Below are 24,798 nucleotides of genomic sequence, written 5' to 3'. Positions count from 1 at the left end.
AGGATGCCGCTACACAGCTATGCCCGGCGCAGGCTGCTGCCCCGTCTGGTCTTCTCCGTTTCCATGGCGCTGCTGCCGCTTCTGTTGGGTAGCGCCATTCTTTATTGGCAGAGCCTGCGAACCCTGTCCGCGGAAGCGCGGACCGCCGCCAACGAGGCGGTGCGGCTGTTCGATGTCATGCTGAACAACGCGGCGGGCGCCGCGCGCGTGGCCTTGCTGCATGTGGATGAGGGCTGCGACGACGCGACCCTGGTGTTGCGCGAGCAGGTGGCCGTGGTGCCTTTCGTCCGCTCGGTCAACCTGACCCGCAATGACAACATCTATTGCACGTCCCTGTTTGGTGACTTCCAGGCACCGCTGGACACTGACCTGTATGTTGCGGGTCAGCTACGCATGATGGCGGGCAATGAGGTGACGCCCGATTACGCGCTGTTGATCCTGCGTCTCGCGCAGGGGCGATTTGCCGCGCTGTCCACTGTGGATGGCCGCTACCTGAGCAACACCCTGCAACTGGTCGACCAGCGCAGCGACCTGCAGTTGCAGGTTGGCCGACAGTGGATGGACGAGCAGGGCCGCGTGTTCGACGGTGTTCCCGCGCCGCTGCCGCTGGGGCATGTCGAGCTGGCCTCCGAGCGTTTTCCGTACAAGGTGATCGGCGGCTTCCCCACGGGGGCGCAATGGAAGCATATCCGCGAGGATTCGCTGCCCTTGGTTGCGCTGATGCTGATGCTGGGCGGGGTATCCGGGATGGCCTGCTACTGGCTGTGGGGACGCTCGGCGACGCCGAGCCTGGAGCTGGAGCGTGCCTTGATCGCTGGCGAATTCGTGCCGTACCTGCAACCGCTGGTCGATGCCCGGGACGGCCGCTGGGTCGGCGCGGAAGTGCTGATGCGCTGGGTCCACCCACGGGAAGGCATGGTCGGCCCTGATCTGTTCATCCCCATGGCCGAACGATCCGGCCTTATCGTCTCGATGACCCGACAGCTGTTCCGCCAGGTCGCCGACGGGTTGGCGCCGCACGGGCATCTGCTGGGCAAGGGCTTTCACCTGAGCTTCAACATCAGCGCCCGGCACTGCACCGAGACTGGGTTGTTCGAGGATTGCCGGGCCTTCCAGGCACGCTTTCTGTCTCATCGCCCGGAACTGACCCTTGAGCTCACCGAGCGCGAGCTGATCGTTTCCAGCGAAGTGACCGACGAATTGTTCGACAAGCTCCACGGGTTGGGCGTCAAGCTCGCCATCGATGACTTCGGCACCGGCAATTCAAGCCTGGCCTACCTCCACCGCTTCAAGGTGGATGCGCTGAAGATCGACAAGAGCTTCGTGGCGATGATCGGAGTGGACGCGCTGTCATCCCATGTCCTCGACAGCATCGTCGAGCTGTGCGGCAAGCTGGACCTGATGATCATTGCCGAAGGCATCGAGACCGAGCACCAGCGGCAGTACCTGGCCGCTCGTGGGGTGAGGGTGCTGCAGGGGTACCTTTTTGACCGACCGATGCCCTTGGCCAGGTTCGTAGGCCTGCTGCAGGAACGGCGCGGCCCGCTCTGAAACGAACTGCGGTGCCGTCCCGACCGGGGCGGATTGGCCATGACGATTTTTCGCCTGCCTTTCGACCCGGAAAAAATAATTTCCGCTCTCCATCGTTCTTATCTGCGAAGAACTTGACTCGATAGCTCGCTCATGAATAACCGCTGAAGAATGTTTCCGGATTATTGAAGTTCACGTCGGTTTTCGAGTTTTCTGCGTTTTTTTAATCGTGATCGAGGCAGTAGCACTCGGCATTTAATAGAGGCGCCTGAACTTTGTTTGACGTTTTTTTCACAAATTCTTTATGTGATTTTTATAACTGGTACGGAAGTTCGAAGAGATGACGTCGGGAGAGTTGTTCGGCGATCATTCTGTTGCTGGACTGCTTGAGAAGTGGCCCTTGTCGCGTATGTGAAGTTTCGTTCTAATGCCGCGTATTTTCTGACGCTCCGGGCGTTTTCGGGTGTTGGAATAGCCGTACTTTCTGGTTAGCTATTTATTTATATTGCGGTCCCGCTAGCGACGACTGGTATTGAATTACCGGGTCGGCGGGGTGGCGATTCGCCATTTAACTAATAGAGTCTTTGAAAAAGGACCGTTCAAAGAGAGTCTGGATAATGCCGGTTAGTTCCCGTGGTTTTACCCTGATCGAATTGATGGTGGTCGCGGCGATAGTGGCAATCCTGGCCGCCATCGCCTATCCGAGCTACCAGCAGTACGTCATCCGGGGCAAGCGCTCAGCGGCCCAGGCCCAGATGATGGATATCGCCAATCGTCAGCAGCAGTACCTGCTTGCCAACCGCGCCTATGCCAGCAAGACGCAGTTGGAAAGTGGCGGCTACGCACTGCCCAGCGAGGTGTCGAGCAACTACAGCTATGACATCACCGTCGGCTCCGGCACGCCGCCGACCTTCACCATCACCTTCACCCCGAGTGGCTCCCAGGCCAGCGACGGCAACCTGACTCTAGGCAGCGACGGCAGCAGGTCGCCGTCAGGCAAGTGGTGACCGACATGGCGACCTTCCGGCGGCAACGGGGTTTGACCCTGATCGAACTGCTGATCAGCATCCTGATCATCTCGCTGGGCCTGCTCGGCCTGGCCAAGCTGCAGATGCGCATGCAACTGTCGGATATGGAGTCCTACCAGCGCGCCCAGGCGTTGCTGCTGCTCAATGACATCTCCAGCCGGATGTTGGCCAACGCCAACAACGCGGCCAACTACGTGACCGGGACCACTTCACCGGTTGGCTCGGGCATGACCTGTCCGACCACCACAGCCACGCGCCAGCAGTCGGATCTGGCGGACTGGTGCAACAGCCTCCAGGGCGCTGCCGAGGTTGGTGGCGGCAACGTCAAGGCCGGTGCGATGCTGGGCGGCCGTGGTTGCATCCAGTCGCTGGGCAGCAACCAGTACATGATCACGGTGGCCTGGCAGGGTATGAGCCCGGTTTCGGCACCGCCCACCAGCGTGTCCTGTGGCAGTGGCAGCTACAACGGTACTGGCTGCGCCAATGACCTGTGCCGGCGTGTGGTCACCACCGTCGTGCGGGTGGCCACTCTATGAGGCGCGCAACCCGGCAGCGGGGTTTCACCCTGGTCGAGCTGATGGTCGCGGCCACCGTCAGCCTGCTGATCATGGCGGGCGTCCTGACGCTTTACCTGAACCTGCGGCAGGCCAACGACGACATGGCCAAGACCAACTCGCTGATCGAGAACGGTCGCTTCGCGATCGGACTGCTGCAGGAAGACTTCGCCCATGCCGGCTTCTGGAACGGCTACGTGCCGCAGTTCGATGATCTCACGGCAAGCGACATCCCCGCCGACGTGCCCACGGACCTCGCGCCAGTGTGCTCCGAGTTCTCGACCTGGACGCCGCAGGACAAGGTCAATGCCGTGGGAATCGTCGTGCAAACCTATTCGGCGGTGCCCAGCGGCTGTTCATCGATCATCACCGACCTCGCCGCCAATTCCGATGTGGTGGTGATCCGCCATGCCGAAACCTGCTCGCCGGGGGTAGGCAATTGCGCGGCGGAGGTCAGTGGCAAGGTGTATTTCCAGTCCTCGTTCTGTGACTCGGAAATCGCCAATGCCTTCGTTCTGGGCACCAGCGGTTTCCTGCTGCACAAGCGGGACTGCACGACCCTGGCCGAGCGGCGCAAGTTCATCACCAACGTCTATTACGTGCGCACCTATGCCGTGACGAGTGGCGACGGCATTCCCACCCTGATGCGCGCACAGTTCGACTCGCCCGACGGCACCGCTCCCAACGTGCTCCAGCCAGCGCTGCCGCTGATCGAGGGGGTGGAGGCGTTCCGCGTCGAGTTGGGGCTGGACAACCTGAGCGATGCCGGCGCCGCGGTGAACTATGCACAGGCCGTGTCCTGGGCCGACATCACCACCAAGACCTCGCCCACCAACCGGGGCGACGGAATACCCGACGGCAACTTCGTGCATTGCGGCTCCACCTCCTGCACAGCCGCCGAACTGATCAACGTCGTCCAGGCGCGGCTCTATGTCCTTGCCCGCGCGCGCACGACGACCCCCGGATACAGCTCCGACAAGACCTTTGCCTTGGGCGGGGCCACGCTTGGCCCCTACACCGATGGCTACAAACGGCACCTGTTCACCTCCAGCGCCACGCTGGTGAACGTTTCCCGGCGGAGGCAGACGCCATGAAGATGAACGGCACGAAGGGCAAGCAGCAAGGGGCCACTCTGATCATCACCCTGGTGATGTTGCTGATGCTGATGCTGATGGTGGGCAGCGCCTACACCCTCAGCGGCACCAATCTCCAGGCGGTGGGCAACATGCAGTTCCGCAACGAGGCGATCGCCTCGGCCAATATCGGCATCGAGCGGGTGCTGGGGTCGGCGTTTACCACGGCGCCCGCGGCGGAGCAGCTCAATGTCGATATCAACAATGACGGCACTACCGACTATCAGGTCTCGATGGCTGCCCCGGTCTGCCTGAGTGCCAAGCAGAGTTCGGTTGCCTCGCTCTGCGGCCAGCAGACTCAGCCCATGTGCAGCCAGGACTGGAATACCGTCTGGGAACTCAATGCCACGGTTACCGATGCGGTGAGCGGGGCGGCGGTCAAGGTGCGGTCGGGTGTGCGAGTACAACTGACCAATACGCAGAAGCTTGCAGTGTGCGGAGTATGACGATGAAAGCTCAACGCAATCTCAGGCTGTTCCGACGCGCCTCCGCACTCTGCGCGCTCTTCGCTTCCTCCATGGCCGCATTCGCCGAGGATATCGACCTGTTCGTCGGCACGCCGCCCAATTCCGCGGATGCGCCCAACGTGCTTATCATCCTGGACAATACCGCCAACTGGAATACGCCATTCACCAACGAAAAAGCCGCTCTGGTCTCGGTGATCAATGGCCTGGCGGCCAGCAAGTTCCGTGTCGGCCTGATGATGTACACCGAGTCCGGCGGGGGCAACAAGGGCAACGATGGCGCCTATGTACGGGCAGCAATCCGTCTGCTTGATGCGACCAACAAGCCTAAATACCAGGCTCTGGTCAATGCTCTGGATGTTGGGGCCGACAAATCCAACGGCGGCAAGGCCGCCAAGGCAATGGAGGAAGCTTGGCTGTATTACTCGGCCAGTGCTCCCTATGCCGGCAACCAGAAAGAGAAAACCGACTACACCGGTAACACTGCTGGCGGTACGGCTTCCAATGCCATCTATGCCTTGAGCGGCAACGCACTGCCTTCGAAAGCGGGGAGTCCTTATGCGAATCCCATCGTTGCGGGCTGTGCGAAGAACTTCATTATCTACATCAGCAACGGTGCGGCACAGGACAATAACAACGACTTGACCCAGGCCACCGATGCGCTGAGCGCGGCGGGCGGTAACACGACGGCCATACCCATTTCACCCAGCGGCTCTCAGGATAACGTGGCGGATGAGTGGTCGCGCTTCATGAAGAAGAGCTCGCTCGCGATTACCACCTATACCGTGGATATCAACAAGGTGGTTACCGGGCAGGGGCCCGGCTGGACTGCGCTGCTCAAGAGCATGGCCAACGTCAGCAGCGGCAAGTACTTCGACGTGAGCTCCAACGGCAGCGAGATCGCCGATGCGCTGAACGCCATCTTCTCCGAGATCCAGGCCACCAACAGTGTGTTCGCTTCGGTCACCCTGCCGGTCAGCGTCAATACCCAGAGCACCTACCTGAACCAGGTGTTCGTCGGGATGTTCCGGCCCGACACCGATTCCTTCCCCCGTTGGGCTGGCAACCTCAAGCAATACAAGCTGGGTATGGTCGACGGCGCGCTGAAGACTGTGGATGCCGACGACCGCAGCGCCATCAACAGCAGCACCGGCTTCATCACCGAATGTGCGCGCAGCTTCTGGACACCCAACTCGACTGACAACTACTGGCAGTTCAAACCGCAGGGCGGCTGCCTGACCATCTCCGGAGCCGACGCTTCGAACTATCCGGACGGCAACATCGTCGAGAAAGGTGCCCAGGCCTACCGCCTGCGCCAGGGCGGCACGCGAACCGTCAAGACCTGCAGCGCCACCAATTGCAATGCCTTGACCAACTTCGATACCGCTAACGGAACCGCCATCGGGCTATTGGGCACCGCGAACACCACGGAGCGCGACATCCTGATCAACTGGGCTCGTGGTGACGACAGCCAGGACGAAAATACCAACTCCAACCTGACCGAGGTACGCCCCTCCGTGCATGGCGATGTGGTGCACTCGCGGCCGGCGGCCATCAATTACGGTACTGCAGCTTCACCCCAGGTCGTGGTCTATTACGGCGGTAACGACGGGATGCTGCGGGCCATCAATGGCAACCGCACCAGCTCCATTGGTTCAGTTCCGGCCGGTAGCGAACTCTGGTCGTTCATGCCGCCGGAGTTCTATCCCAACATCAAGCGGCTGCGTGACAACAGCGTCACCATTGCATTCCCTGGCCATACCACCGGTACGCCAACGCCGCAGCCCAAGTCCTATGGCATGGACGGATCGATCACCACCGTGCGTCAAGGTACCAGCACCTGGATGTACGCGGCGATGCGCCGTGGCGGCCGTGCGCTGTATGCCTTCAATGTGAGCACACCGGCCAGCCCGTCGCTGAAATGGAAGATCGGTTGCCCGAACCTGACCAACGACACCGACTGTACTTCCGGCTTCAGTGATATCGGCCAGACCTGGGCCACCCCGACGGCCTTCAAGGCTGCCGGTTATGGCGGCGGCAATTCCACTATCCTGGCCATGGGGGGGGGCTACGACAACTGCGAGGATGGCGATCCCAATACCTGCACCAGTTCGTCCAAGGGCAACCGGATCTACATGATTGATGCCGATACCGGAGCAGTGCTGAAAACCTTCACCACTGATCGTGGCGTTGTCGGCGATGTGACCATGGTGACCAATAGTGCCGGTCAGGCTGTCTATGGCTATGCTGCCGATCTGGGCGGCAACGTCTATCGGATATCCGGAGTGGACGCTGCCAGCGCCATCGGCACTACGGCGCCGACCAACTGGACCATGACCAGAATTGCCGCGCTGGGCTGCAACACCGCATCCAGCTGTACCGCAAACCGCAAGTTCCTCTACGGGCCGGAGGTGGCCTTCACCAATGGGCAGTATCTGCTCCTGCTGGGATCGGGGGATCGCGAAAAGCCGCTGCTCAGCTATACCTCCGCCTCCAGCGTCGCAAACCGCTTCTACGCCCTGCGGGACAACCCGAGCGCTTCGACCTGGCTGACCTCGGAGAATGCCACCTGCGGCGCCAACGTCATCTGCAATGCGTCTCTGCTGGGAATCACCGGTACCGCCACGCCCAGCAATTCCGACCTCGCTTCGCATCCCAAGGGCTGGTACCTGGGATTGGCGTCTACCGAGCAGGTGGTGACTTCCGCCCTGCTGCTGTTCGACACCATCACCTTCAGTACCCATGCTCCGCAGGTTGCAACCAGCACCAGCTGCGTCGGCCTGGGCACGGCACGCAACTACAACATCAACTACCTGAATGCATCGGCCACCGGCGACCGCTTTGAAGTGATCGCGGGGGGGGGGCTGCCGCCCTCGCCGGTAGCGGGGATCGTCCAGCTCGATGACGGTACTCAAAAACCCTTCATCATCGGCGGCGGCACCTGTGCCACCGATTCGTCGCTGCAAGGCTGCGAAGCGGTACCCCCCTCTTCGGGAACCCGGCCGAAATCCTGGGTGTTCTGGGATATCGAGAAGTAGGAGGGCAGGGCATGAAAAACATCCCCCGTCGTGAAGTGTCCGGCTTCACCCTGCTGGAGCTGATGGTGACCCTGGCGGTGGCGGCGATCCTGATCGGTATCGCCGTGCCGTCGCTCAGCGATGCCACGCTTGCCGGCAAGCTCAGCGCCAGTGCGAACGACCTGGTGGCTGGCGTGGCGATGGGGCGCAGCGAAGCGATCAAGCGCAATTCGGTGACCAGCCTGTGCGTGTCCAGCAATGGCAGCAGTTGCGGTTCCGGCGACTGGGATCAGGGGTGGATCGTGATTGCCGGCTCCACCGTGATCCAGAAACACCCGGCGGCGCCGACCGGGTTCAAGGTCACCTCGAGCGTGACCAGGATCGACTTCCAGCCAAGCGGCGTGGGTAATACCCAGGCCAGCCTCACCGTCTGCCGCTCGGCCCCGAGCGCCGGCGCCCAGGAGCGGGTGGTGAACGTCAGCGCCACCGGCCGCGCCTATGTCAGCAAGACCACCACCGGAACCTGCACCTGACGCAGCCGGATCGCAGGCAACAAAAAACCGGCCCGAGGGCCGGTTTTTCGTGGGTTTCGACAATTCATTCGAACTGCCGGAACTATGTGGTGGTGCCCCGGGAGAGACTCGAACTCTCACTCTGTCGCCAGAAACGGATTTTGAATCCGCCGCGTCTACCATTCCGCCACCGAGGCAATGGCGCGGCAGTATAGGGAGGCGCTCGGCGTCGGTCAATCGGCTCGATTGGTCAGAAATTGGCAATTCCAGTAAGATGTGCGCCCCTTCCAGATAGCTCTCGCCATGCGTGTCGCTGACTTTCATTTCGACCTGCCCGAGGCGCTGATCGCCCGCCATCCGCTTCCAGAGCGCCGCTCCAGCCGTCTGCTGGTGCTGGACGGTCCGAGCGGCGAGCTCAGCCATCGGCAATTTGCTGACATCCTCGGCTTCCTCAAGCCGGGTGACCTGATGGTGTTCAACAACACCCGGGTGATCCCTGCCCGCCTGTTCGGCCAGAAGGCCTCCGGCGGCAAGCTGGAAATCCTCGTGGAGCGCGTGCTGGACAGCCACCGCGTGCTGGCCCACGTGCGCTCCAGCAAATCCCCCAAGCCGGGTTCGAAGATCCTTATCGACGGCGGTGGCGAGGCGGAAATGCTGCAGCGCCACGACGCGCTGTTCGAACTGGGCTTCAGCGAGGACGTACTGCCGCTGCTGGAACGCGTCGGCCACATGCCGCTGCCGCCTTATATAGACCGTCCGGACGAAGACGCCGACCGCGAGCGCTACCAGACCGTCTATGCGGAACGCGCCGGTGCCGTGGCCGCGCCGACTGCCGGCCTGCATTTCGACGAGGCACTGCTGGAATCGATCCGCGCCAAGGGCGTGGAAACTGCCTTCGTCACCCTGCACGTCGGCGCCGGCACCTTCCAGCCGGTACGCGTGGAGCGCATCGAAGACCACCACATGCACAATGAGTGGCTGGAGGTCAGCCAGGACGTGGTCGACGCCGTGGCCGCCTGCAGGGCGCGCGGTGGGCGTGTGGTCGCCGTCGGCACCACCAGTGTGCGTTCGCTGGAAAGCGCCGCCCGTGACGGCGTGCTCAAGCCGTTCAGCGGCGACACCGACATCTTCATTTTCCCCGGGCGGCCGTTTCACGTGGTCGACGCCCTGGTCACCAACTTCCACCTGCCGGAGTCCACGCTGCTGATGCTGGTCTCCGCCTTCGCCGGCTATCCGGAGACCATGGCTGCCTATGCGGCGGCAGTGGAGCAGGGCTATCGCTTCTTCAGCTACGGCGACGCGATGTTCATCACCCGCAACCCCGCGCCGCGCGGCCCCGAGGACTGATCCATGAGTTTCATGACATTCGAACTGCTGGCCACCGAGGGCAGGGCCCGTCGCGGTCGCCTGACCTTCCCCCGCGGCGTGGTGGAAACCCCGGCGTTCATGCCGGTGGGCACCTACGGCACCGTGAAGGGCATGCTTCCGCACGACATCGAGGGCATCGGCGCGCAGATCATCCTCGGCAATACCTTCCACCTGTGGCTGCGTCCGGGCACCGAAGTGATCCAGAAGCATGGCGACCTGCACGACTTCATGCAGTGGAAGGGGCCGATCCTCACCGACTCGGGCGGCTTCCAGGTGTTCAGCCTGGGCGCGCTGCGCAAGATCAAGGAGGAGGGCGTGTACTTCGCCTCGCCGGTGGACGGCGCCAAGGTTTTCATGGGCCCGGAAGAGTCCATGGCTGTACAGCGCGCACTGGGTTCGGACATCGTGATGATCTTCGACGAGTGCACCCCGTACCCGGCCGAGTTTGATGTCGCCAAACGCTCCATGGAACTGTCGCTGCGCTGGGCCAAGCGCTCGAAGATCGCCCACGGCGACAGCCCCTCGGCGCTGTTCGGCATCGTCCAGGGCGGCATGCACGAAGAGCTGCGCATGCGCTCGCTCGAAGGCCTGCAGGAAATCGGCTTCGACGGCCTGGCCATCGGCGGCCTGTCGGTAGGTGAGCCCAAGGAAGAGATGATCCGTGTGCTGGACTTCCTGCCGCAGCAGATGCCGGCTGACAAACCTCGTTACCTGATGGGTGTGGGCAAACCGGAAGACCTCGTGGAAGGTGTGCGCCGCGGCGTCGACATGTTCGACTGCGTGATGCCCACCCGTAACGCGCGCAATGGCCACCTTTTCGTTGACACCGGGGTGATCAAGATCCGTAACGCGGTGCACAAGCACGACGAGTCGCCACTGGACCCGACCTGCGATTGCTACACCTGCAAGCACTTCTCCCGCGCCTACCTCTACCACCTGGACAAGTGCGGCGAAATGCTCGGCAGCATGCTCAATACCATCCATAACTTGCGGCATTATCAGCGGCTTATGGCTGGTTTGCGCGAGGCAATCCAACAGGGTACATTGGCGAACTTTGTCGACGCCTTCTACGCCAAGCGCGGCCTTCCCGTGCCGCCGCTGGCGGACTGACCTTTCTTATCGAAAAAGCTTTTGAGACAGGAGTTTCCAATGAGTTTTCTGATTCCCGCTGCCTACGCTGACGCCGCAGCTCCCGCCGCTGCTGCTGGCCCGGCCGGCACTGGCTTCGAGTGGATTTTCCTGGTCGGTTTCCTGGTCATCTTCTACCTGATGATCTGGCGTCCCCAGGCCAAGCGCTCGAAAGAGCACAAGAACCTGCTGTCCGGCCTGCAGAAGGGCGATGAAGTCGTCACTTCCGCCGGTATCGCCGGCAAGGTGACCAAGGTCGCCGAGGACTTCGTCGTCGTCGAGGTTTCCGACAACGTCGAGCTGAAGTTCCAGAAGGCCGCGATCGCCGCGACCCTGCCGAAAGGCACCCTGAAGGCGATCTGATTCTCCACTTAGAAACCCAACCGACGGGGCGCAAGATGCGCCCCGCGTCATAACGGGCGGTGTCATGCTCAACAAGTATCCCCTGTGGAAGTATCTGCTGATCCTGGCGGTCCTGGCCGTCGGTTTCATCTATTCCGCACCCAACCTCTATCCTGACGACCCGGCCGTCCAGATCAGCGGCGCGAGCACCGCGCTGCAGGTCACCCAGGCCGACGTCGACAAGGCCAGCAAGGCGCTCGCCGATGCCGGCATCGCCGTCAAGGCAGGCTCGCTGGGCAAGAACAGCGGCCTGATCCGCCTGGCCAGGCAGGAAGACCAGCTGCCGGCCAAGGATATCGTCCGCCGCGCGCTGGGTGACGACTACGTCGTCGCCCTGAACCTGGCCCAGACCACTCCGAACTGGCTGCGCAATATCGCCGCCCACCCGATGAAGCTGGGCCTGGACCTGTCCGGTGGTGTGCACTTCCTGCTGGAAGTGGACATGGACAAGGCTGTTGACGCTCGCCTGAAGGTCTACGAGAACGAGATCAAGAGCGCCCTGCGTAAGGAGCGCGTGCGCTACCGCAGCCTGCCCGTGCAGGACGGCGGTATCCAGCTGGGCTTCACCGAAGATGCCGACCTGGACAAGGCCAAGTCGATCATCGCCAAGGATTTCCGCGATTTCGAAGCCACCCAGAGCGAGCGCAATGGCCTGCAGGTCCTGCGCCTGGCCATGACCGCCACCAAGCTGGCGGAAATCCGTGAATACTCGATCAAGCAGAACCTGACCACCGTCCGCAACCGGGTGAACGAGCTGGGCGTGTCCGAGCCGCTGGTGCAGCGTCAGGGCGCCAACCGCATCGTCGTCGAACTGCCGGGCGTGCAGGACACCGCCGAAGCCAAGCGCATCCTCGGCAAGACCGCCAACCTGGAATTCCGCCTGGCCGCCGAGCCGGACGCGATCAAGTCCTCCACCGAGACTTTCGATTTCCGCGAGCCGCGTCGTCCGCCGGCGACCCTGGAGCGTGGCGTGATCATCACCGGTGACCAGGTCACCGACGCCAGCGCCAGCTTCGACGAGAACGGCCGTCCGCAGGTGAACATCCGCCTGGATGGCCATGGCGGCGAGCTGATGAACCGCGCAACCCGCAACAATGTCGGCCGCAGCATGGCCGTCGTGTTCATCGAGCAGAAGCCGATCACCCGCTACACCAAGCAGGTGGTCGACGGCGTCGAGCAGGAAGTCGCTGTTCCGGCGTTCAAGGAAGAGAAGCAGATCATCAGCCTGGCGACCATCCAGTCGCCGCTGGGCAACCAGTTCCGTATCACCGGCCTGGACGCCCCGGGCGAGTCCTCGGAGCTGGCCCTGCTGCTGCGCGCTGGCGGCCTGGCCGCGCCGATGTACTTCGCCGAGGAACGCACCATCGGCCCGAGCCTGGGTGCGGACAACATCGCCAAGGGTATCGACGCCTCCCTGTGGGGCATGGTCTTCGTTTCCCTGTTCATCATCGTCATCTACCGCTTCTTCGGCGTGATCGCTACCGTGGCCCTGGGCTTCAACATGGTCATGCTGGTGGCGCTGATGTCGATCCTCGGTGCGACCCTGACCCTGCCGGGTATCGCGGGTATCGTACTGACCATGGGTATGGCGGTGGACGCCAACGTGCTGATCTTCTCGCGGATACGCGAGGAACTGGCGGCGGGCATGTCGACGCAGCGGGCAATCCATGAGGGCTTCAATCGTGCCTTCACCGCGATCATCGACGCCAACCTGACCTCGCTGCTGGTCGGCGGCATTCTCTACGCCATGGGCACCGGCCCGGTGAAGGGCTTCGCCGTGACCATGTCCCTGGGTATTCTCACCTCGATGTTCACTGCCATTCTGGTCACCCGTGCAATGGTGAACCTGATCTACGGCGGCCGCGACGTTAAGAAGCTGTGGATCTAAGGGGCCAGCCATGAATATCAAGATCGGTACTATCAACTTCATGGGCGTGCGCAACATTGCGTTCGCCGCGACCCTCATCCTGACCCTGATCGCCCTTGGCAGCTGGGTCTTCAAGGGTATCAACTTCGGCCTGGACTTTACCGGCGGTACGTCGATCAAGCTGAACTACGAGCAGCCTGCCGACCTCTCCAAGGTGCGTGAGCAACTAGTCGCGGCCGGTTACAGCGAGGCCGTGGTTCAAAGCTTCGGTGATACCCGCGACGTGCTGGTGCGCATGCCCAGCGAAGATCCGGAACTGGGCAAGAAGGTCGCCACGGCGCTGCAGCAGGCCGATGCATCCAACCCGGCCAAGGTGAACGGCGTCGAGTACGTCGGCCCGCAGGTGGGTGAAGAGCTGCGCGACCAGGGCGGCCTCGGCATGCTGCTGGCGCTGGGCGGCATCCTGCTGTACGTGGGCTTCCGCTTCCAGTGGAAGTTCGCCCTGGGTGCCATCCTCTCGCTGATCCACGACGCCATCATCGTGATGGGCGTGCTGTCGTTCTTCCAGATCACCTTCGACCTGACCGTGCTCGCCGCGGTGCTGGCGGTTGTGGGGTATTCGCTGAACGACACCATCGTGATCTTCGACCGGGTGCGGGAGAACTTCCGCGTGCTGCGCAAGGCCAGCCTGATCGAGAACATCAACATCTCGACCAGCCAGACCCTGCTGCGGACCATCGCCACCTCGGTGTCGACCCTGCTGGCCATCGCCGCTCTGCTGTTCTTCGGCGGCGACAACCTGTTCGGCTTCTCCATCGCCCTGTTCGTCGGCGTGTTGGCGGGTACCTACTCGTCGATCTACATCGCCAACGTGGTGCTGATCTGGCTGAACCTGTCCAGCGAGGATCTGATTCCGCCGCCGAGCAAGGAAGTCGACGAGCGCCCGTAATAGAGCGTTTCCGGCCTTCCAGAGAAAACTCCCGCCTCGGCGGGAGTTTTCGTTTGCAGGTGGTGTGTCACGAAACGGCCGGAACTTTCTTGCAATTGGATCGCTCCAAGGCAAGGTAAAGGGCCATGCCCGAATGAGAAGAAAGACCAGGAGAACCCTATGAACAAGTCGTTGCTAATCGGTACCGTGCTGGGCGCTGTAGGCGTGACTGCCGGTGGCGCCGTGGCTACCTACAGTCTGGTGGACCGCGCGCCGCAATACGCCGAGGTGCTCGCCGTTCAACCGGTCAAGGAAACCATCAAGAATCCGCGCCAGGTCTGCAAGGACGTGGCAGTGACCCACCAGCGTCCGGTCAAGGACACTCACCAGATCGCCGGTACGGCGATCGGCGCTATCGCTGGCGGCCTGCTGGGCAACCAGATCGGTGGTGGCAACGGCAAGAAGATCGCCACCGTCGCGGGCGCCATCGGCGGCGGCTACGCGGGCAACAAGGTGCAGGAAGGCATGCAGGAGCGTGACACCTACACCACCACCGAAACCCGCTGCAGCACCGTCAACGACACCAGCGAGAAGGTCGTGGGCTACGACGTGAAATACCTGCTCGATGGCAAGGCCGGCCAGGTCCGCATGGACCGTGATCCGGGCTCGCAGATTCCGGTCGACAAGAGCGGCCGACTGATCCTGGGTCAGCAATAAGCAGTCGCCAGGTGTGGAACGAAAAGGGCGCCCGACGGGCGCCTTTTTCTTTGGTTCTTCAGGAAGCGCCTACTCGCGGGCACAAAAAACCCGGCATTGCCGGGCTTTTTCTTGCGTCATTCAGGCTCAGCGCTTGAGCGAGGCCGGCAGGTGCGGCTGGATGCTGGTCAGCAGGGCCTTGAAGCACTTGGTGTTGCCGGCCACGATCTGACCCTTCTCGAGGAACTCGTGACCACCGGTGAAGTCGCTCACCAGGCCGCCTGCTTCCTGGATCAGCAGGGCACCTGCTGCCATGTCCCACTCGGACAGGCCGAATTCCCAGAAGGCGTCGTAACGGCCGGCGGCGACATAGGCCAGGTCCAGGCTGGCGGCGCCAGCGCGGCGGATGCCGGCGGTCTGGCCGACCAGGCTGCGGAACATGCCCAGGTAGGCGTCCAGGTTGTCCATCTGGCTGTCGCGGAACGGGAAGCCGGTGCCGAGCAGGGCGCCTTCCAGGCTCTTGCGGTTGCTGACGCGCAGGCGGCGACCGTTCAGTGCGGCGCCACGGCCACGGCTGGCGGTGAACTCTTCCTGGCGGATCGGGTCAAGGACTACGGCGTGCTCGAGGCGGCCGCGGTACTTGCAGGCGATGCTGACGGCGTAGTGCGGAACGCCGTGGATGAAGTTGGTGGTGCCGTCCAGCGGGTCGATGATCCACAGGTAGTCGGCGCCTTCGCCGCTGCCTTCGAGCACGCCACCCTCTTCGCCCATGATCCCGTGGTTCGGGTAGGCCTTGCGCAGGGCAGTGACGATGGAGAGCTCGGCCGCGCGATCGACTTCGGTGACGTAGTCGTTGGCTTCTTTCTCGTTGACCGACAGGGTATCCAGGCGTTCGATGGAGCGGAAGATCAGTTCACCGGCGCTGCGAGCGGCGCGCAGGGCGATATTCAGCATAGGCTGCATGGAGAGGTCACCTGGGTCGTTAAAGAAAGCCGGACATTCTAGCAGAAAGCGCCAGCGTTCATAGAGCGACCTGTCGCCTGCGTGGCGCAAGACCCACTGCTGCGGTAGGATTCCCTCCCTTTTTCGCTTTCTGTGTGGAGTCGCGCGTTGCTCGACAAAATTCGCGTCGTGCTGGTCAACACCAGCCATCCCGGCAATATCGGCGGTACCGCCCGTGCGATGAAGAACATGGGTTTGTCGCGCCTGGTGCTGGTCGACCCGATGGACTTCCCCAGTGGTGAGGCGCGTGCGCGTGCTTCCGGTGCTGATGACATTCTCGACGCGGCCGTGGTCGTTCCCACCCTTGAAGATGCCCTGGCGGGCTGCAGTCTGGTGCTCGGCACCAGCGCCCGCGATCGCCGCATCCCCTGGCCGCTGCTCGATCCTCGCGAGTGCGCTACCTCCAGCCTGGAGCACGTCCAGCAGGGTGGTGAGGTTGCTTTGGTGTTCGGTCGCGAATACGCCGGCCTGACCAACGAAGAGCTGCAGCGATGTCAGTTCCACGTGCATATCCCGGCCAATCCCGAGTTCAGCTCGCTGAACCTGGCGACGGCAGTGCAGGTGCTGGTCTACGAGGTGCGCATGGCCTGGTTGGCCGTTCAGGGGCAGCCGACCAAGCAGGAGAAGGTCGAGTCCACGGCGATGCTCAACAGCGTACCGGTGACGTCGGATGAGTTGGAGCGCTTCTACGCGCACCTGGAATCGACCCTGGTGGACATCCAGTTCCTCGACCCGCAGAAGCCGCGCCACCTGATGTCGCGCCTGCGCCGCCTGTATGGCCGCGCCGGTGTCAGCAAGCTGGAGATGAATATCCTGCGGGGTATTCTCACCGAGACACAGAAGGCTGCCCGTGGGGAGCTTTCCAAGCGGAGTGATGAAGATGTTTGAGCGTGTACGCGAAGATATCCAGAGCGTATTCCATCGTGACCCGGCGGCGCGCAACGCCTTCGAGGTGCTCACCTGCTACCCGGGGCTGCATGCCGTATGGCTGCATCGCCTGGCCCATGGCCTGTGGACGTCCGGCTGGAAGTGGCTTGCGCGCATGGTGTCGAACTTCGGTCGCTGGATGACCGGCATCGAGATCCATCCGGGCGCGAAGATCGGTCGCCGCTGCTTCATCGACCACGGTCTGGGCATCGTCATCGGTGAAACTGCCGAGATCGGCGACGACGTAACCATCTACCAGGGCGTGACCCTGGGTGGCACCAGCTGGAACAAGGGCAAGCGCCACCCGACCCTGGCCGACGGCGTGGTGGTGGGGGCGGGCGCCAAGGTGCTCGGTCCGTTCACTGTAGGCGCTGGCGCCAAGGTCGGCTCCAATGCCGTGGTGACCAAGGAGGTGCCGCCGGGCGCTACCGTCGTGGGCATTCCCGGGCGGATCATTGTCAAGGACGATGCCGATCAGGCCGCCAAGCGCCAGGCCATGGCCGAGAAGCTCGGCTTCGATGCCTACGGCGTCAGTCAGGACATGCCCGACCCGGTGGCCCGCGCCATCGGCCAACTGCTCGACCACCTGCAGGCGGTCGATGGTCGCCTCGAGGGTATGTGCAAGGCTCTGACAGCCCTGGGTAGCGATTACTGTGCGAAAGATCTTCCGGTTCTGCGGGAAGAGGACTTCGCTGGAGTCAAGGACGAGGAGAGCAGCAAGTCGGCGCAGTGATGCGCCGGCCCTTGCATTGCTGCTACAATACGCCGCCGTTCGCTGGCTAATTCCGACTAAAGTAATAGGTCTTATAGTTGACTTAAATAGTCGGAAAAGAGCATACTCCCGCCATACCAGCGATTCTTCCGGATTTCCCCATGCGATTGACCACCAAAGGCCGCTATGCCGTCACCGCCATGCTCGATCTGGCGTTGCACGCCCAGCGTGGCCCGGTTTCTCTCGCCGATATCTCCGAGCGCCAGGGTATCTCCCTGTCCTACCTGGAACAGCTGTTCGCCAAGTTGCGCCGTGGCAACCTGGTGGTCAGCGTGCGTGGTCCGGGCGGCGGCTACCAGCTGTCCCGCGACATGACCGGCATCCACGTCGCCCAGGTGATCGATGCGGTCAACGAGTCGGTCGATGCCACCCGCTGTCAGGGTCAGGGCGATTGTCACTCCGGCGATACCTGCCTGACCCACCACCTGTGGTGCGACCTCAGCCAGCAGATTCACGAGTTCCTCAGCGGCATCAGCCTGGCCGATCTGGTCGAGCGCCGCGAAGTTCAAGAGGTCGCCCAGCGCCAGGACGAGCGTCGCTGCTCGGGCTCCAAGCCGCTGCGCCTCGACAAGATTGAAGCGTCCGCCATCGATTGAGCGAACGCCCGCCTGTAGGAGTTACCTGATGAGATTGCCGATTTACCTCGACTACTCCGCCACCACCCCGGTGGATCCGCGTGTCGCTCAGAAAATGGCCGACTGCCTGCTGGTTGACGGCAACTTCGGCAACCCGGCTTCGCGCTCCCACCTCTTCGGCTGGAAGGCCGAGGAAGCGGCTGAGAATGCCCGTCGCCAGGTCGCCGAACTGGTCAATGCCGACCCCCGCGAGATCGTCTGGACGTCCGGTGCCACCGAATCCGACAACCTCGCCATCAAGGGCGTGGCGCACTTCTACGCGACCAAGGGCAAGCACATCGTCACCTCGAAGATCGAGCACAAAGCGGTGCTGGACACCTGCCGCCAGCTTGAGCGCGAAGGCTTCGAAGTGACCTACCTGGAACCGACTCCCGAGGGCATCATCACCCCGGCGATGGTCGAGGCGGCGCTGCGTGACGACACCATTTTGGTCTCGGTCATGCACGTGAACAACGAAGTCGGCAGCATCAACGACATCGCCGCCATCGGCGAACTGACCCGCTCGCGCGGCATCCTGCTGCATGTCGATGCCGCTCAGTCGGCCGGCAAGGTGGACATCGACCTGGAGAAACTCAAGGTTGACCTGATGTCCTTCTCCGCCCACAAGGTCTACGGTCCCAAAGGCATGGGTGCGCTGTACGTGCGCCGCAAGCCGCGCGTGCGCCTGGAAGCCCAGATGCACGGTGGCGGCCACGAGCGCGGCATGCGTTCGGGCACCCTGGCGACCCACCAGATCGTCGGCATGGGCGAAGCCTTCCGCATCGCCAAGGAAGAAATGCACCAGGAAATGGCCCGCATCGAAGGCCTGCGCAAGCGCTTCTTCGATCAGGTGCAGGGCCTGGAAGAGCTGTACCTCAATGGCAGCTCCACTGCCTACGCGCCGAACATCCTCAACGTCAGCTTCAACTACGTCGAAGGCGAGTCGCTGATGATGTCGCTCAAGGACCTGGCCGTTTCGTCCGGTTCCGCCTGCACCTCGGCCTCGCTGGAGCCGTCCTACGTGCTCCGCGCCCTGGGTCGCAACGACGAACTGGCGCACAGCTCCATTCGTTTCAGCTTCGGCCGCTTCACCACTGAAGAAGAGGTCGATTACGCCGCCAAGAAGGTGGTGGAAGCCGTTTCCAAGCTGCGTGAGCTCTCGCCGCTGTGGGATATGTTCAAAGAGGGTGTCGACCTGTCCAAGGTCGAATGGCAGGCCCACTGACCCGCCCCATAGATGTGAGGATTAGCCATGGCTTACAGTGACAAGGTCATCGACCACTACGAAAACCCGCGCAACGTCGGCAAGCTCAATGCCGAAGATCCGGACGTCGGCACCGGCATGGTCGGTGCTCCGGCCTGCGGCGACGTCATGCGCCTGCAGATCAAGGTCAACGAGCAGGGCGTCATCGAAGACGCCAAGTTCAAGACCTACGGCTGCGGTTCGGCCATCGCCTCCAGCTCCCTTGCCACCGAGTGGATGAAGGGCAAGACCCTGGACGAAGCCGAATCCATCAAGAACACCACCATCGCCGAAGAACTGGCCCTGCCGCCGGTGAAGATCCACTGCTCGGTGCTCGCCGAAGACGCCATCAAGGCGGCCGTGCGCGACTACAAGCAGAAGAAAGGTCTGCTCTGAAGCGATTCGTTGAGTAAGGAGTTCCCATGGCCATCAGCATGACCGAATCCGCCGCCAACCACGTTCGCCGTTCCCTCGAAGGGCGCGGCAAGGGCGAGGGCGTTCGTCTTGGCGTGCGCACCACCGGGTGTTCCGGTCTGGCCTACGTGCTGGAGTTCGTCGACGAGCTGGCAGCCGAGGACCAGGTGTTCGAGAGCCACGGCGTGAAGGTCATCATCGACCCGAAAAGCCTGGTCTACCTCGACGGCACCGAGTTGGACTTCACCAAGGAAGGCCTCAACGAGGGCTTCAAGTTCAACAACCCGAACGTGCGCGGTGAGTGTGGCTGCGGCGAAAGCTTCAACGTCTGAGGTCGGGTGTGGGTAGTCCCTGTCATTTTGCGCTGTTCGACCTGCAGCCCGGCTTCCTGATCGATCTGGAAGCCCTCGGCAATCGCTACCGGGAGCTGGTGCGCAACGTCCATCCGGACCGTTTCGCCGATGCTTCCGAGCGCGAGCAGCGATTGGCGCAGGCCAAGGCCGCCGAGCTCAACGATGCCTACCAGACGCTGAAGAGCGTCCCGCGTCGTGCCCTCTACCTGCTGGCTTTGCGTGGCGATTCGTTGCCGCTGGAAGCCACGGTGCAGGACCCGGAATTCCTTCTGCAGCAGATGCAGCTGCGCGAGGACCTGGAAGACCTGCAGGACAGCGCCGATCTCGACGGCGTGGCGCAGTTCAAGCGTCAATTGAAAACCGCCCAGCAACAGTTGGAAGCGGATTTTGCCGACTGCTGGGATGATGCCGCCCGCCGTGACCTGGCCGAACGCCTGGTGCGACGCATGCAGTTCCTCGACAAGCTGGCGCAGGAAGTGCGGCAGCTTGAAGAGCGACTCGACGATTAATCCGCGTGGCCCCGAGTCGCGCCCGATAGCCTGATTAGAAACCGCATGGCCCTACTGCAGATCGCCGAGCCCGGACAAAGTCCCCAGCCACACCAGCGTCGTCTGGCGGTGGGGATCGACCTGGGCACCACGAATTCCCTGGTCGCTGCTGTGCGCAGCGGCGTCGCGGCGCCGTTGCCGGACGATCGCGGCGAAGTGATCCTGCCTTCGGCGGTGCGTTACCACGCCGATCGCATCGAGGTGGGTGAGAGCGTCCGCGCCACCGCCTCGCAAGACCCGCTGAACTCCATTATCTCGGTCAAGCGCTTCATGGGCCGCGGCCTGGAGGACGTGAAGCAGCTGGGCGGCCAGTTGCCGTACCGCTTCACCCAGGGCGAATCGCACATGCCCTTCATCGAAACCGTCCAGGGCGCCAAGAGCCCGGTGGAGGTCTCGGCCGAAATCCTCCGTGTCCTGCGTCAGCGCGCCGAATCCACGCTGGGTGGCGAGCTCGTCGGCGCGGTGATCACCGTTCCGGCCTACTTCGACGATGCCCAGCGTCAGGCCACCAAGGACGCCGCGCGTCTGGCTGGCCTGCATGTGCTGCGCCTGCTCAACGAGCCGACCGCTGCGGCTGTGGCCTACGGCCTGGACAAGAACGCCGAAGGCCTGGTCGCCATCTACGACCTGGGCGGCGGCACCTTCGATATCTCCATCCTGCGCCTGACCCGTGGCGTCTTCGAGGTCCTGGCCACCGGTGGCGACACCGCCCTGGGCGGCGACGACTTCGACCATGCCATCGCCGGCTGGATCATCGAGCAGGCCGGTATCTCGGCCGACCTCGATCCCGGCGCCCAGCGCCGCCTGCTGCAGACTGCCTGTGCCGCCAAGGAAGCCCTGACCGACAGCGCCAGCGTCGCCGTCGCCTACGGCAGTTGGTCTGGCGAGCTGACCCGCGCGCAGATGGATTCCCTGATCGACCCGCTGATCCAGCGCAGCCTCAAGTCCTGCCGCCGTGCCGTGCGTGATTCCGGCATTGAGCTCGAAGAAGTCAGTGCCGTGGTCATGGTCGGCGGCTCTACCCGTGTACCGCGTGTGCGCGAACTGGTGGGCGAGCTGTTCGGTCGCGAGCCGCTGACCGATATTGACCCGGACCAGGTGGTCGCCATCGGCGCCGCCATCCAGGCCGATGCCCTGGCGGGCAACAAGCGCGGGGAAGAACTGCTGCTGCTGGATGTTATTCCCCTGTCGCTCGGCCTGGAAACCATGGGCGGGCTGATGGAGAAGGTGATTCCGCGCAACACCACCATTCCGGTGGCCCGCGCCCAGGAATTCACCACCTACAAGGATGGCCAGACGGCCATGATGATTCACGTGCTGCAAGGCGAGCGTGAGCTGGTCAAGGACTGCCGGTCCCTGGCGCGCTTCGAGCTTCGCGGCATTCCGCCGATGGTGGCGGGCGCGGCGAAGATCCGCGTCAGCTTCCAGGTCGACGCCGATGGCCTGCTGGGTGTTTCCGCCCGCGAGCTGTCCTCCGGCGTCGAGGCGAGCATCCAGGTCAAGCCGTCCTACGGCCTGACCGACGGCGAAATCGCCCGCATGCTGCAGGATTCCTTCCAGTACGCCGGTGACGACATGGCTGCCCGCGCGCTGCGTGAACAGCAGGTCGAGGCCCAGCGCCTGCTGGAGGCCGTGCAGTCTGCGCTGGACGCCGACGGCGAGCGCCTGCTCGACGCCGACGAGCGCCTGGTCATCGATGCTGGCATGGACTCGCTGCGCGAACTGGCTACCGGCAGCGATGCCGCGGCCATCGAACTACAGATCAAGCGTCTGTCCCAGCTGACCGACGCCTTTGCCGCGCGCCGTATGGACGCTACCGTCAAAGCCGCACTGGCCGGTCGCCGGCTCAATGAAATCGAGGAATAAGCGAAGATGCCGCAGATTGTCTTTCTGCCCCACGCCGAACACTGCCCTGAAGGCGCGGTGATCGAAGCCCAGCCGGGCGAAACCATCATGAAGGCAGCGCTGCGCAACGGCATCGAGATCGAACACGCCTGCGAGATGTCCTGTGCCTGCACCACCTGCCATGTGATCGTCCGCGAGGGCTTCAACTCCATGGAGGCCTCCGACGAGCTGGAAGACGACATGCTGGACAAGGCCTGGGGGCTGGAGCCGGACTCGCGCCTGTCCTGCCAGGCGGTGGTCGGCGAGACCGATCTGGTGGTGGAAATTCCGAAATACACCATCAACCAGGTGTCTGAAGGTCACTGAGGCGGAGTGTTCGCATGAGTCTGAAATGGGTTGATGTACTCGAAATCGCCATCCAGCTGGCCGAATCCAAGCCGGACGTCGATCCGCGCTACGTGAATTTCGTCGATCTGCATCGCTGGGTGCTGGCATTGCCGGAATTCAGCGACGATCCCTCCCGTGGTGGGGAAAAGGTCCTGGAAGCCATCCAGGCTGCCTGGATCGAAGAGGCCGACTGAGGGGGCGGCTCACCGAGCCGCGTACCCATTTGTCATGAACCCGCGTATAATTCGCGGGTTTTATCTTTAGGTGAGCTGTCGAAAATTTCCCCGCGGGAATTTTCCAGTCGCCGGCCCTGTCGCAGTCGGGCCGGTTTCGCGGCTTCCGCCCCACGGGCGCAGCGCGCGGCAAACCCTAGAATCGCAGGAGCTCCTGGCCACGCCAGGGGCTTCTTGGCATTACCAACCTTGCTTTTCGGAGTTATTTCCATGGCCCTGCAACGTACCTTCTCCATCATCAAGCCCGACGCCGTTTCCAAGAACGTCATTGGCGAAATCCTGACCCGCTTCGAGAAAGCCGGCCTGCGCGTCGTCGCTTCCAAGATGGTTCAGCTGTCCGAGCGCGAAGCTGGCGGCTTCTACGCCGAGCACAAAGAGCGTCCCTTCTTCAAGGACCTGGTTTCCTTCATGACCTCCGGTCCGGTCGTTGTTCAGGTTCTGGAAGGCGAAGATGCCATCCTGCGCAACCGTGAACTGATGGGTGCCACCGATCCGAAGAAAGCCGACGCCGGCACTATCCGCGCCGACTTCGCCGTTTCCATCGACGAGAACGCTGTACACGGTTCCGACTCGGAAGCTTCGGCTGCCCGCGAAATCGCTTACTTCTTCTCCAGCACCGAGGTGTGCGAGCGCATTCGCTGATAACGGCGAATGAGCGAGGGTGAATCCATGACTGATACCGCTGTAAAGGCCAACCTGCTGGGCATGACCAAGCCCCAGCTCGAGGAATTCTTCGAGTCCATCGGTGAAAAGCGCTTCCGCGCCGGCCAGGTGATGCAATGGATTCACCACTTTGGCGCTGTGGAATTCAGCGCCATGACGAACGTCGGCAAGGCCTTGCGCGAAAAGCTCGAGGCCGTTGCCGAAATTCGTCCTCCGGAGATCGTCAGCCAGGACATTTCCGCTGACGGTACCCGCAAGTGGGTGGTGCGCGTGGCCTCGGGCAGTTGCGTCGAGACCGTGTACATCCCGCAGGGCGGCCGCGGCACCCTGTGCGTGTCGTCGCAGGCCGGTTGCGCGCTGGACTGCAGCTTCTGCTCCACCGGCAAGCAAGGCTTCAACAGCGACCTGACCTCCGCCGAGATCATCGGCCAGGTGTGGATCGCCAACCAGTCTTTCGGGACCATCCCGGGCAAGATCGACCGTGCCATCACCAACGTGGTGATGATGGGCATGGGCGAGCCGCTGCTGAACTTCGACAACGTCGTGAGCGCCATGAGCATCATGATGGAAGATCTCGGCTACGGTATTTCCAAGCGCAAGGTGACTCTGTCCACCTCGGGCGTGGTGCCAATGATCGACAAGCTCGCCGAGGTCACCGACGTGTCCCTGGCCCTGTCGCTGCATGCACCCAACGACGAACTGCGCAACAAGCTGGTACCGATCAACAAGAAGTACCCGCTCGAGATGCTGCTCGATTCCTGCTATCGCTACATCACGCGCCTGGGCAAGGAGCGCGTGCTGACGATCGAGTACACCCTGCTGGCCGGCGTCAACGACCAGCCCGAGCATGCTGAGCAACTGATCGCACTGCTCAAGGATTTCCCTTGCAAGATCAACCTGATTCCGTTTAATCCGTTCCCGCACTCCGGTTACGAGCGGCCGAGCAACAATGCCATCCGCCGTTTCCAGGACATGCTGCACAAGAGCGGCTTCAACGTGACCGTTCGTACCACCCGCGGCGACGATATCGATGCCGCCTGTGGTCAGCTGGTAGGCCAGGTGATGGACCGCACCCGCCGCAGCGAACGCTACATTGCTGTACGACAACTGGCTGCGGACGCCGAACAGGCCCCGACCAACGCCACTCGAAACTGACTAGGGAGGATTCCG

Annotated in this window: 26 protein-coding genes and 1 tRNA gene; 25 read left to right on the top strand and 2 right to left on the bottom strand. The window is 62.8% G+C overall.

The annotated features are described in order from the left end of the window. Nucleotides 1-3 precede the first annotated feature (3 nt). From MJ122_RS04170 to MJ122_RS04140, 7 genes are all read left to right on the top strand, one after another. Complete coding sequence (locus tag MJ122_RS04170) at nucleotides 4-1,551, top strand: cyclic diguanylate phosphodiesterase (protein WP_239742451.1); 1,548 nt, start codon at nucleotides 4-6, stop codon at nucleotides 1,549-1,551. A gap of 596 nt (nucleotides 1,552-2,147) precedes the next feature. Then, complete coding sequence (locus MJ122_RS04165) at nucleotides 2,148-2,537, top strand: type IV pilin protein (RefSeq protein ID WP_017522329.1); 390 nt, start codon at nucleotides 2,148-2,150, stop codon at nucleotides 2,535-2,537. A 5-nt stretch (nucleotides 2,538-2,542) separates the two neighbouring features. Further along, nucleotides 2,543-3,094 (top strand): type IV pilus modification protein PilV, encoded by a 552-nt coding sequence (gene pilV / locus MJ122_RS04160; protein ID WP_200860191.1) that lies wholly within the window; start codon nucleotides 2,543-2,545, stop codon nucleotides 3,092-3,094. Further along, the gene (locus MJ122_RS04155) at nucleotides 3,091-4,206 is read left to right on the top strand and encodes a PilW family protein (protein WP_239742449.1); all 1,116 of its coding nucleotides are present in this window, start codon (nucleotides 3,091-3,093) and stop codon (nucleotides 4,204-4,206) included. The genes pilV and MJ122_RS04155 overlap by 4 nt, the downstream gene beginning before the upstream one ends. Further along, nucleotides 4,203-4,691 carry a hypothetical protein gene (locus MJ122_RS04150; RefSeq protein WP_088419597.1) on the top strand — a complete coding sequence of 163 codons (489 nt, stop codon included), beginning with the start codon at nucleotides 4,203-4,205 and terminating at the stop codon, nucleotides 4,689-4,691. The genes MJ122_RS04155 and MJ122_RS04150 overlap by 4 nt, the downstream gene beginning before the upstream one ends. Before the next feature lie 2 nt (nucleotides 4,692-4,693). Beyond that, nucleotides 4,694-7,747: a PilC/PilY family type IV pilus protein gene (locus tag MJ122_RS04145; protein WP_239742447.1), complete on the top strand. Its 3,054-nt coding sequence runs from the start codon at nucleotides 4,694-4,696 to the stop codon at nucleotides 7,745-7,747. A gap of 11 nt (nucleotides 7,748-7,758) precedes the next feature. Further along, the gene (locus MJ122_RS04140; RefSeq protein WP_239742445.1) at nucleotides 7,759-8,259 is read left to right on the top strand and encodes a GspH/FimT family pseudopilin; all 501 of its coding nucleotides are present in this window, start codon (nucleotides 7,759-7,761) and stop codon (nucleotides 8,257-8,259) included. Nucleotides 8,260-8,349: 90 nt separating this feature from the next. On the opposite strand, the gene MJ122_RS04135 is transcribed toward MJ122_RS04140, so the two are convergent. Next, nucleotides 8,350-8,435, bottom strand: a tRNA-Leu gene (locus MJ122_RS04135). A 106-nt stretch (nucleotides 8,436-8,541) separates the two neighbouring features. Between MJ122_RS04135 and queA the strand changes: the two genes are divergently transcribed. The 6 genes from queA to MJ122_RS04105 all read left to right on the top strand — a co-directional run bounded on the left by queA (nucleotide 8,542) and on the right by MJ122_RS04105 (nucleotide 14,648). Next, nucleotides 8,542-9,585, top strand: coding sequence for a tRNA preQ1(34) S-adenosylmethionine ribosyltransferase-isomerase QueA (gene queA, locus MJ122_RS04130; protein ID WP_017522303.1), 1,044 nt, complete (start codon nucleotides 8,542-8,544; stop codon nucleotides 9,583-9,585). A 12-nt stretch (nucleotides 9,586-9,597) separates the two neighbouring features. After that, a complete protein-coding gene (gene tgt / locus MJ122_RS04125; protein ID WP_088419819.1) occupies nucleotides 9,598-10,716 on the top strand; it encodes a tRNA guanosine(34) transglycosylase Tgt in 1,119 nt (372 codons plus the stop codon). A 39-nt stretch (nucleotides 10,717-10,755) separates the two neighbouring features. Continuing rightward, nucleotides 10,756-11,097, top strand: coding sequence for a preprotein translocase subunit YajC (yajC, locus tag MJ122_RS04120; RefSeq protein WP_017522301.1), 342 nt, complete (start codon nucleotides 10,756-10,758; stop codon nucleotides 11,095-11,097). A gap of 64 nt (nucleotides 11,098-11,161) precedes the next feature. Continuing rightward, the gene (gene secD / locus MJ122_RS04115) at nucleotides 11,162-13,024 is read left to right on the top strand and encodes a protein translocase subunit SecD (protein WP_239742443.1); all 1,863 of its coding nucleotides are present in this window, start codon (nucleotides 11,162-11,164) and stop codon (nucleotides 13,022-13,024) included. Nucleotides 13,025-13,034: 10 nt separating this feature from the next. Continuing rightward, nucleotides 13,035-13,952: a protein translocase subunit SecF gene (gene secF, locus MJ122_RS04110; RefSeq protein ID WP_088419607.1), complete on the top strand. Its 918-nt coding sequence runs from the start codon at nucleotides 13,035-13,037 to the stop codon at nucleotides 13,950-13,952. Between the two features lie 159 nt (nucleotides 13,953-14,111). Next, on the top strand, nucleotides 14,112-14,648 hold the full coding sequence (locus MJ122_RS04105; protein ID WP_017522298.1) for a glycine zipper 2TM domain-containing protein: 537 nt from the start codon (nucleotides 14,112-14,114) through the stop codon (nucleotides 14,646-14,648). A 126-nt stretch (nucleotides 14,649-14,774) separates the two neighbouring features. Here the strand turns inward: MJ122_RS04105 and suhB are convergent, their stop codons facing one another. Next, complete coding sequence (gene suhB / locus MJ122_RS04100; protein ID WP_017522297.1) at nucleotides 14,775-15,590, bottom strand: inositol-phosphate phosphatase; 816 nt, start codon at nucleotides 15,588-15,590, stop codon at nucleotides 14,775-14,777. Between the two features lie 147 nt (nucleotides 15,591-15,737). Here suhB and trmJ point away from each other — a divergent pair, with 147 nt between their 5' ends. The 12 genes from trmJ to rlmN all read left to right on the top strand — a co-directional run bounded on the left by trmJ (nucleotide 15,738) and on the right by rlmN (nucleotide 24,783). Then, complete coding sequence (gene trmJ / locus MJ122_RS04095; RefSeq protein WP_239742440.1) at nucleotides 15,738-16,517, top strand: tRNA (cytosine(32)/uridine(32)-2'-O)-methyltransferase TrmJ; 780 nt, start codon at nucleotides 15,738-15,740, stop codon at nucleotides 16,515-16,517. Continuing rightward, nucleotides 16,510-17,289, top strand: coding sequence for a serine O-acetyltransferase (cysE, locus tag MJ122_RS04090; RefSeq protein ID WP_239742438.1), 780 nt, complete (start codon nucleotides 16,510-16,512; stop codon nucleotides 17,287-17,289). Before trmJ ends, cysE begins: the two co-directional genes overlap by 8 nt. Nucleotides 17,290-17,429: 140 nt before the next feature. Continuing rightward, nucleotides 17,430-17,924 carry a Fe-S cluster assembly transcriptional regulator IscR gene (gene iscR / locus MJ122_RS04085; RefSeq protein ID WP_088419609.1) on the top strand — a complete coding sequence of 165 codons (495 nt, stop codon included), beginning with the start codon at nucleotides 17,430-17,432 and terminating at the stop codon, nucleotides 17,922-17,924. A 28-nt stretch (nucleotides 17,925-17,952) separates the two neighbouring features. Continuing rightward, a complete protein-coding gene (locus MJ122_RS04080) occupies nucleotides 17,953-19,167 on the top strand; it encodes an IscS subfamily cysteine desulfurase (RefSeq protein WP_017522293.1) in 1,215 nt (404 codons plus the stop codon). Nucleotides 19,168-19,194: 27 nt separating this feature from the next. After that, nucleotides 19,195-19,581, top strand: a complete 387-nt coding sequence (gene iscU / locus MJ122_RS04075; protein WP_015478505.1) for a Fe-S cluster assembly scaffold IscU — start codon at nucleotides 19,195-19,197, stop codon at nucleotides 19,579-19,581. A 26-nt stretch (nucleotides 19,582-19,607) separates the two neighbouring features. Continuing rightward, nucleotides 19,608-19,931 (top strand): iron-sulfur cluster assembly protein IscA, encoded by a 324-nt coding sequence (gene iscA / locus MJ122_RS04070; RefSeq protein WP_239742436.1) that lies wholly within the window; start codon nucleotides 19,608-19,610, stop codon nucleotides 19,929-19,931. An 8-nt stretch (nucleotides 19,932-19,939) separates the two neighbouring features. Then, on the top strand, nucleotides 19,940-20,461 hold the full coding sequence (hscB, locus tag MJ122_RS04065) for a co-chaperone HscB (RefSeq protein WP_088419611.1): 522 nt from the start codon (nucleotides 19,940-19,942) through the stop codon (nucleotides 20,459-20,461). Between the two features lie 45 nt (nucleotides 20,462-20,506). Continuing rightward, the gene (hscA, locus tag MJ122_RS04060) at nucleotides 20,507-22,366 is read left to right on the top strand and encodes a Fe-S protein assembly chaperone HscA (RefSeq protein ID WP_239742434.1); all 1,860 of its coding nucleotides are present in this window, start codon (nucleotides 20,507-20,509) and stop codon (nucleotides 22,364-22,366) included. A 6-nt stretch (nucleotides 22,367-22,372) separates the two neighbouring features. Continuing rightward, a complete protein-coding gene (gene fdx / locus MJ122_RS04055) occupies nucleotides 22,373-22,711 on the top strand; it encodes an ISC system 2Fe-2S type ferredoxin (protein ID WP_017522289.1) in 339 nt (112 codons plus the stop codon). A 14-nt stretch (nucleotides 22,712-22,725) separates the two neighbouring features. Then, nucleotides 22,726-22,926, top strand: coding sequence for a Fe-S cluster assembly protein IscX (gene iscX / locus MJ122_RS04050; RefSeq protein WP_017522288.1), 201 nt, complete (start codon nucleotides 22,726-22,728; stop codon nucleotides 22,924-22,926). 249 nt (nucleotides 22,927-23,175) lie between these two features. Next, on the top strand, nucleotides 23,176-23,607 hold the full coding sequence (ndk, locus tag MJ122_RS04045) for a nucleoside-diphosphate kinase (protein ID WP_024762960.1): 432 nt from the start codon (nucleotides 23,176-23,178) through the stop codon (nucleotides 23,605-23,607). Nucleotides 23,608-23,634: 27 nt separating this feature from the next. After that, nucleotides 23,635-24,783, top strand: coding sequence for a 23S rRNA (adenine(2503)-C(2))-methyltransferase RlmN (gene rlmN, locus MJ122_RS04040; RefSeq protein ID WP_088419821.1), 1,149 nt, complete (start codon nucleotides 23,635-23,637; stop codon nucleotides 24,781-24,783). Nucleotides 24,784-24,798: the final 15 nt, after the last annotated feature.

It is taken from the genome of Pseudomonas sp. DP-17 (assembly GCF_022380625.1).
Lineage (GTDB): Bacteria > Pseudomonadota > Gammaproteobacteria > Pseudomonadales > Pseudomonadaceae > Pseudomonas > Pseudomonas nitroreducens_A.
The sequence above is the reverse complement of the archived record's forward strand: the minus strand, read 5'-3'. Positions and strand labels throughout refer to the sequence as shown.

Bases quoted from the DNA above. Each gene is read 5' to 3' on its own strand.
- MJ122_RS04170 (WP_239742451.1), top strand. From the start codon at position 4: ATGCCGCTACACAGCTATGCCCGGCGCAGGCTGCTGCCCCGTCTGGTC.
- MJ122_RS04165 (WP_017522329.1), top strand. From the start codon at position 2,148: ATGCCGGTTAGTTCCCGTGGTTTTACCCTGATCGAATTGATGGTGGTC.
- pilV (WP_200860191.1), top strand. From the start codon at position 2,543: ATGGCGACCTTCCGGCGGCAACGGGGTTTGACCCTGATCGAACTGCTG.
- MJ122_RS04155 (WP_239742449.1), top strand. From the start codon at position 3,091: ATGAGGCGCGCAACCCGGCAGCGGGGTTTCACCCTGGTCGAGCTGATG.
- MJ122_RS04150 (WP_088419597.1), top strand. From the start codon at position 4,203: ATGAAGATGAACGGCACGAAGGGCAAGCAGCAAGGGGCCACTCTGATC.
- MJ122_RS04145 (WP_239742447.1), top strand. From the start codon at position 4,694: ATGAAAGCTCAACGCAATCTCAGGCTGTTCCGACGCGCCTCCGCACTC.
- MJ122_RS04140 (WP_239742445.1), top strand. From the start codon at position 7,759: ATGAAAAACATCCCCCGTCGTGAAGTGTCCGGCTTCACCCTGCTGGAG.
- queA (WP_017522303.1), top strand. From the start codon at position 8,542: ATGCGTGTCGCTGACTTTCATTTCGACCTGCCCGAGGCGCTGATCGCC.
- tgt (WP_088419819.1), top strand. From the start codon at position 9,598: ATGACATTCGAACTGCTGGCCACCGAGGGCAGGGCCCGTCGCGGTCGC.
- yajC (WP_017522301.1), top strand. From the start codon at position 10,756: ATGAGTTTTCTGATTCCCGCTGCCTACGCTGACGCCGCAGCTCCCGCC.
- secD (WP_239742443.1), top strand. From the start codon at position 11,162: ATGCTCAACAAGTATCCCCTGTGGAAGTATCTGCTGATCCTGGCGGTC.
- secF (WP_088419607.1), top strand. From the start codon at position 13,035: ATGAATATCAAGATCGGTACTATCAACTTCATGGGCGTGCGCAACATT.
- MJ122_RS04105 (WP_017522298.1), top strand. From the start codon at position 14,112: ATGAACAAGTCGTTGCTAATCGGTACCGTGCTGGGCGCTGTAGGCGTG.
- suhB (WP_017522297.1), bottom strand. From the start codon at position 15,590: ATGCAGCCTATGCTGAATATCGCCCTGCGCGCCGCTCGCAGCGCCGGT.
- cysE (WP_239742438.1), top strand. From the start codon at position 16,510: ATGTTTGAGCGTGTACGCGAAGATATCCAGAGCGTATTCCATCGTGAC.
- iscR (WP_088419609.1), top strand. From the start codon at position 17,430: ATGCGATTGACCACCAAAGGCCGCTATGCCGTCACCGCCATGCTCGAT.
- MJ122_RS04080 (WP_017522293.1), top strand. From the start codon at position 17,953: ATGAGATTGCCGATTTACCTCGACTACTCCGCCACCACCCCGGTGGAT.
- iscU (WP_015478505.1), top strand. From the start codon at position 19,195: ATGGCTTACAGTGACAAGGTCATCGACCACTACGAAAACCCGCGCAAC.
- iscA (WP_239742436.1), top strand. From the start codon at position 19,608: ATGGCCATCAGCATGACCGAATCCGCCGCCAACCACGTTCGCCGTTCC.
- hscA (WP_239742434.1), top strand. From the start codon at position 20,507: ATGGCCCTACTGCAGATCGCCGAGCCCGGACAAAGTCCCCAGCCACAC.
- fdx (WP_017522289.1), top strand. From the start codon at position 22,373: ATGCCGCAGATTGTCTTTCTGCCCCACGCCGAACACTGCCCTGAAGGC.
- iscX (WP_017522288.1), top strand. From the start codon at position 22,726: ATGAGTCTGAAATGGGTTGATGTACTCGAAATCGCCATCCAGCTGGCC.
- ndk (WP_024762960.1), top strand. From the start codon at position 23,176: ATGGCCCTGCAACGTACCTTCTCCATCATCAAGCCCGACGCCGTTTCC.
- rlmN (WP_088419821.1), top strand. From the start codon at position 23,635: ATGACTGATACCGCTGTAAAGGCCAACCTGCTGGGCATGACCAAGCCC.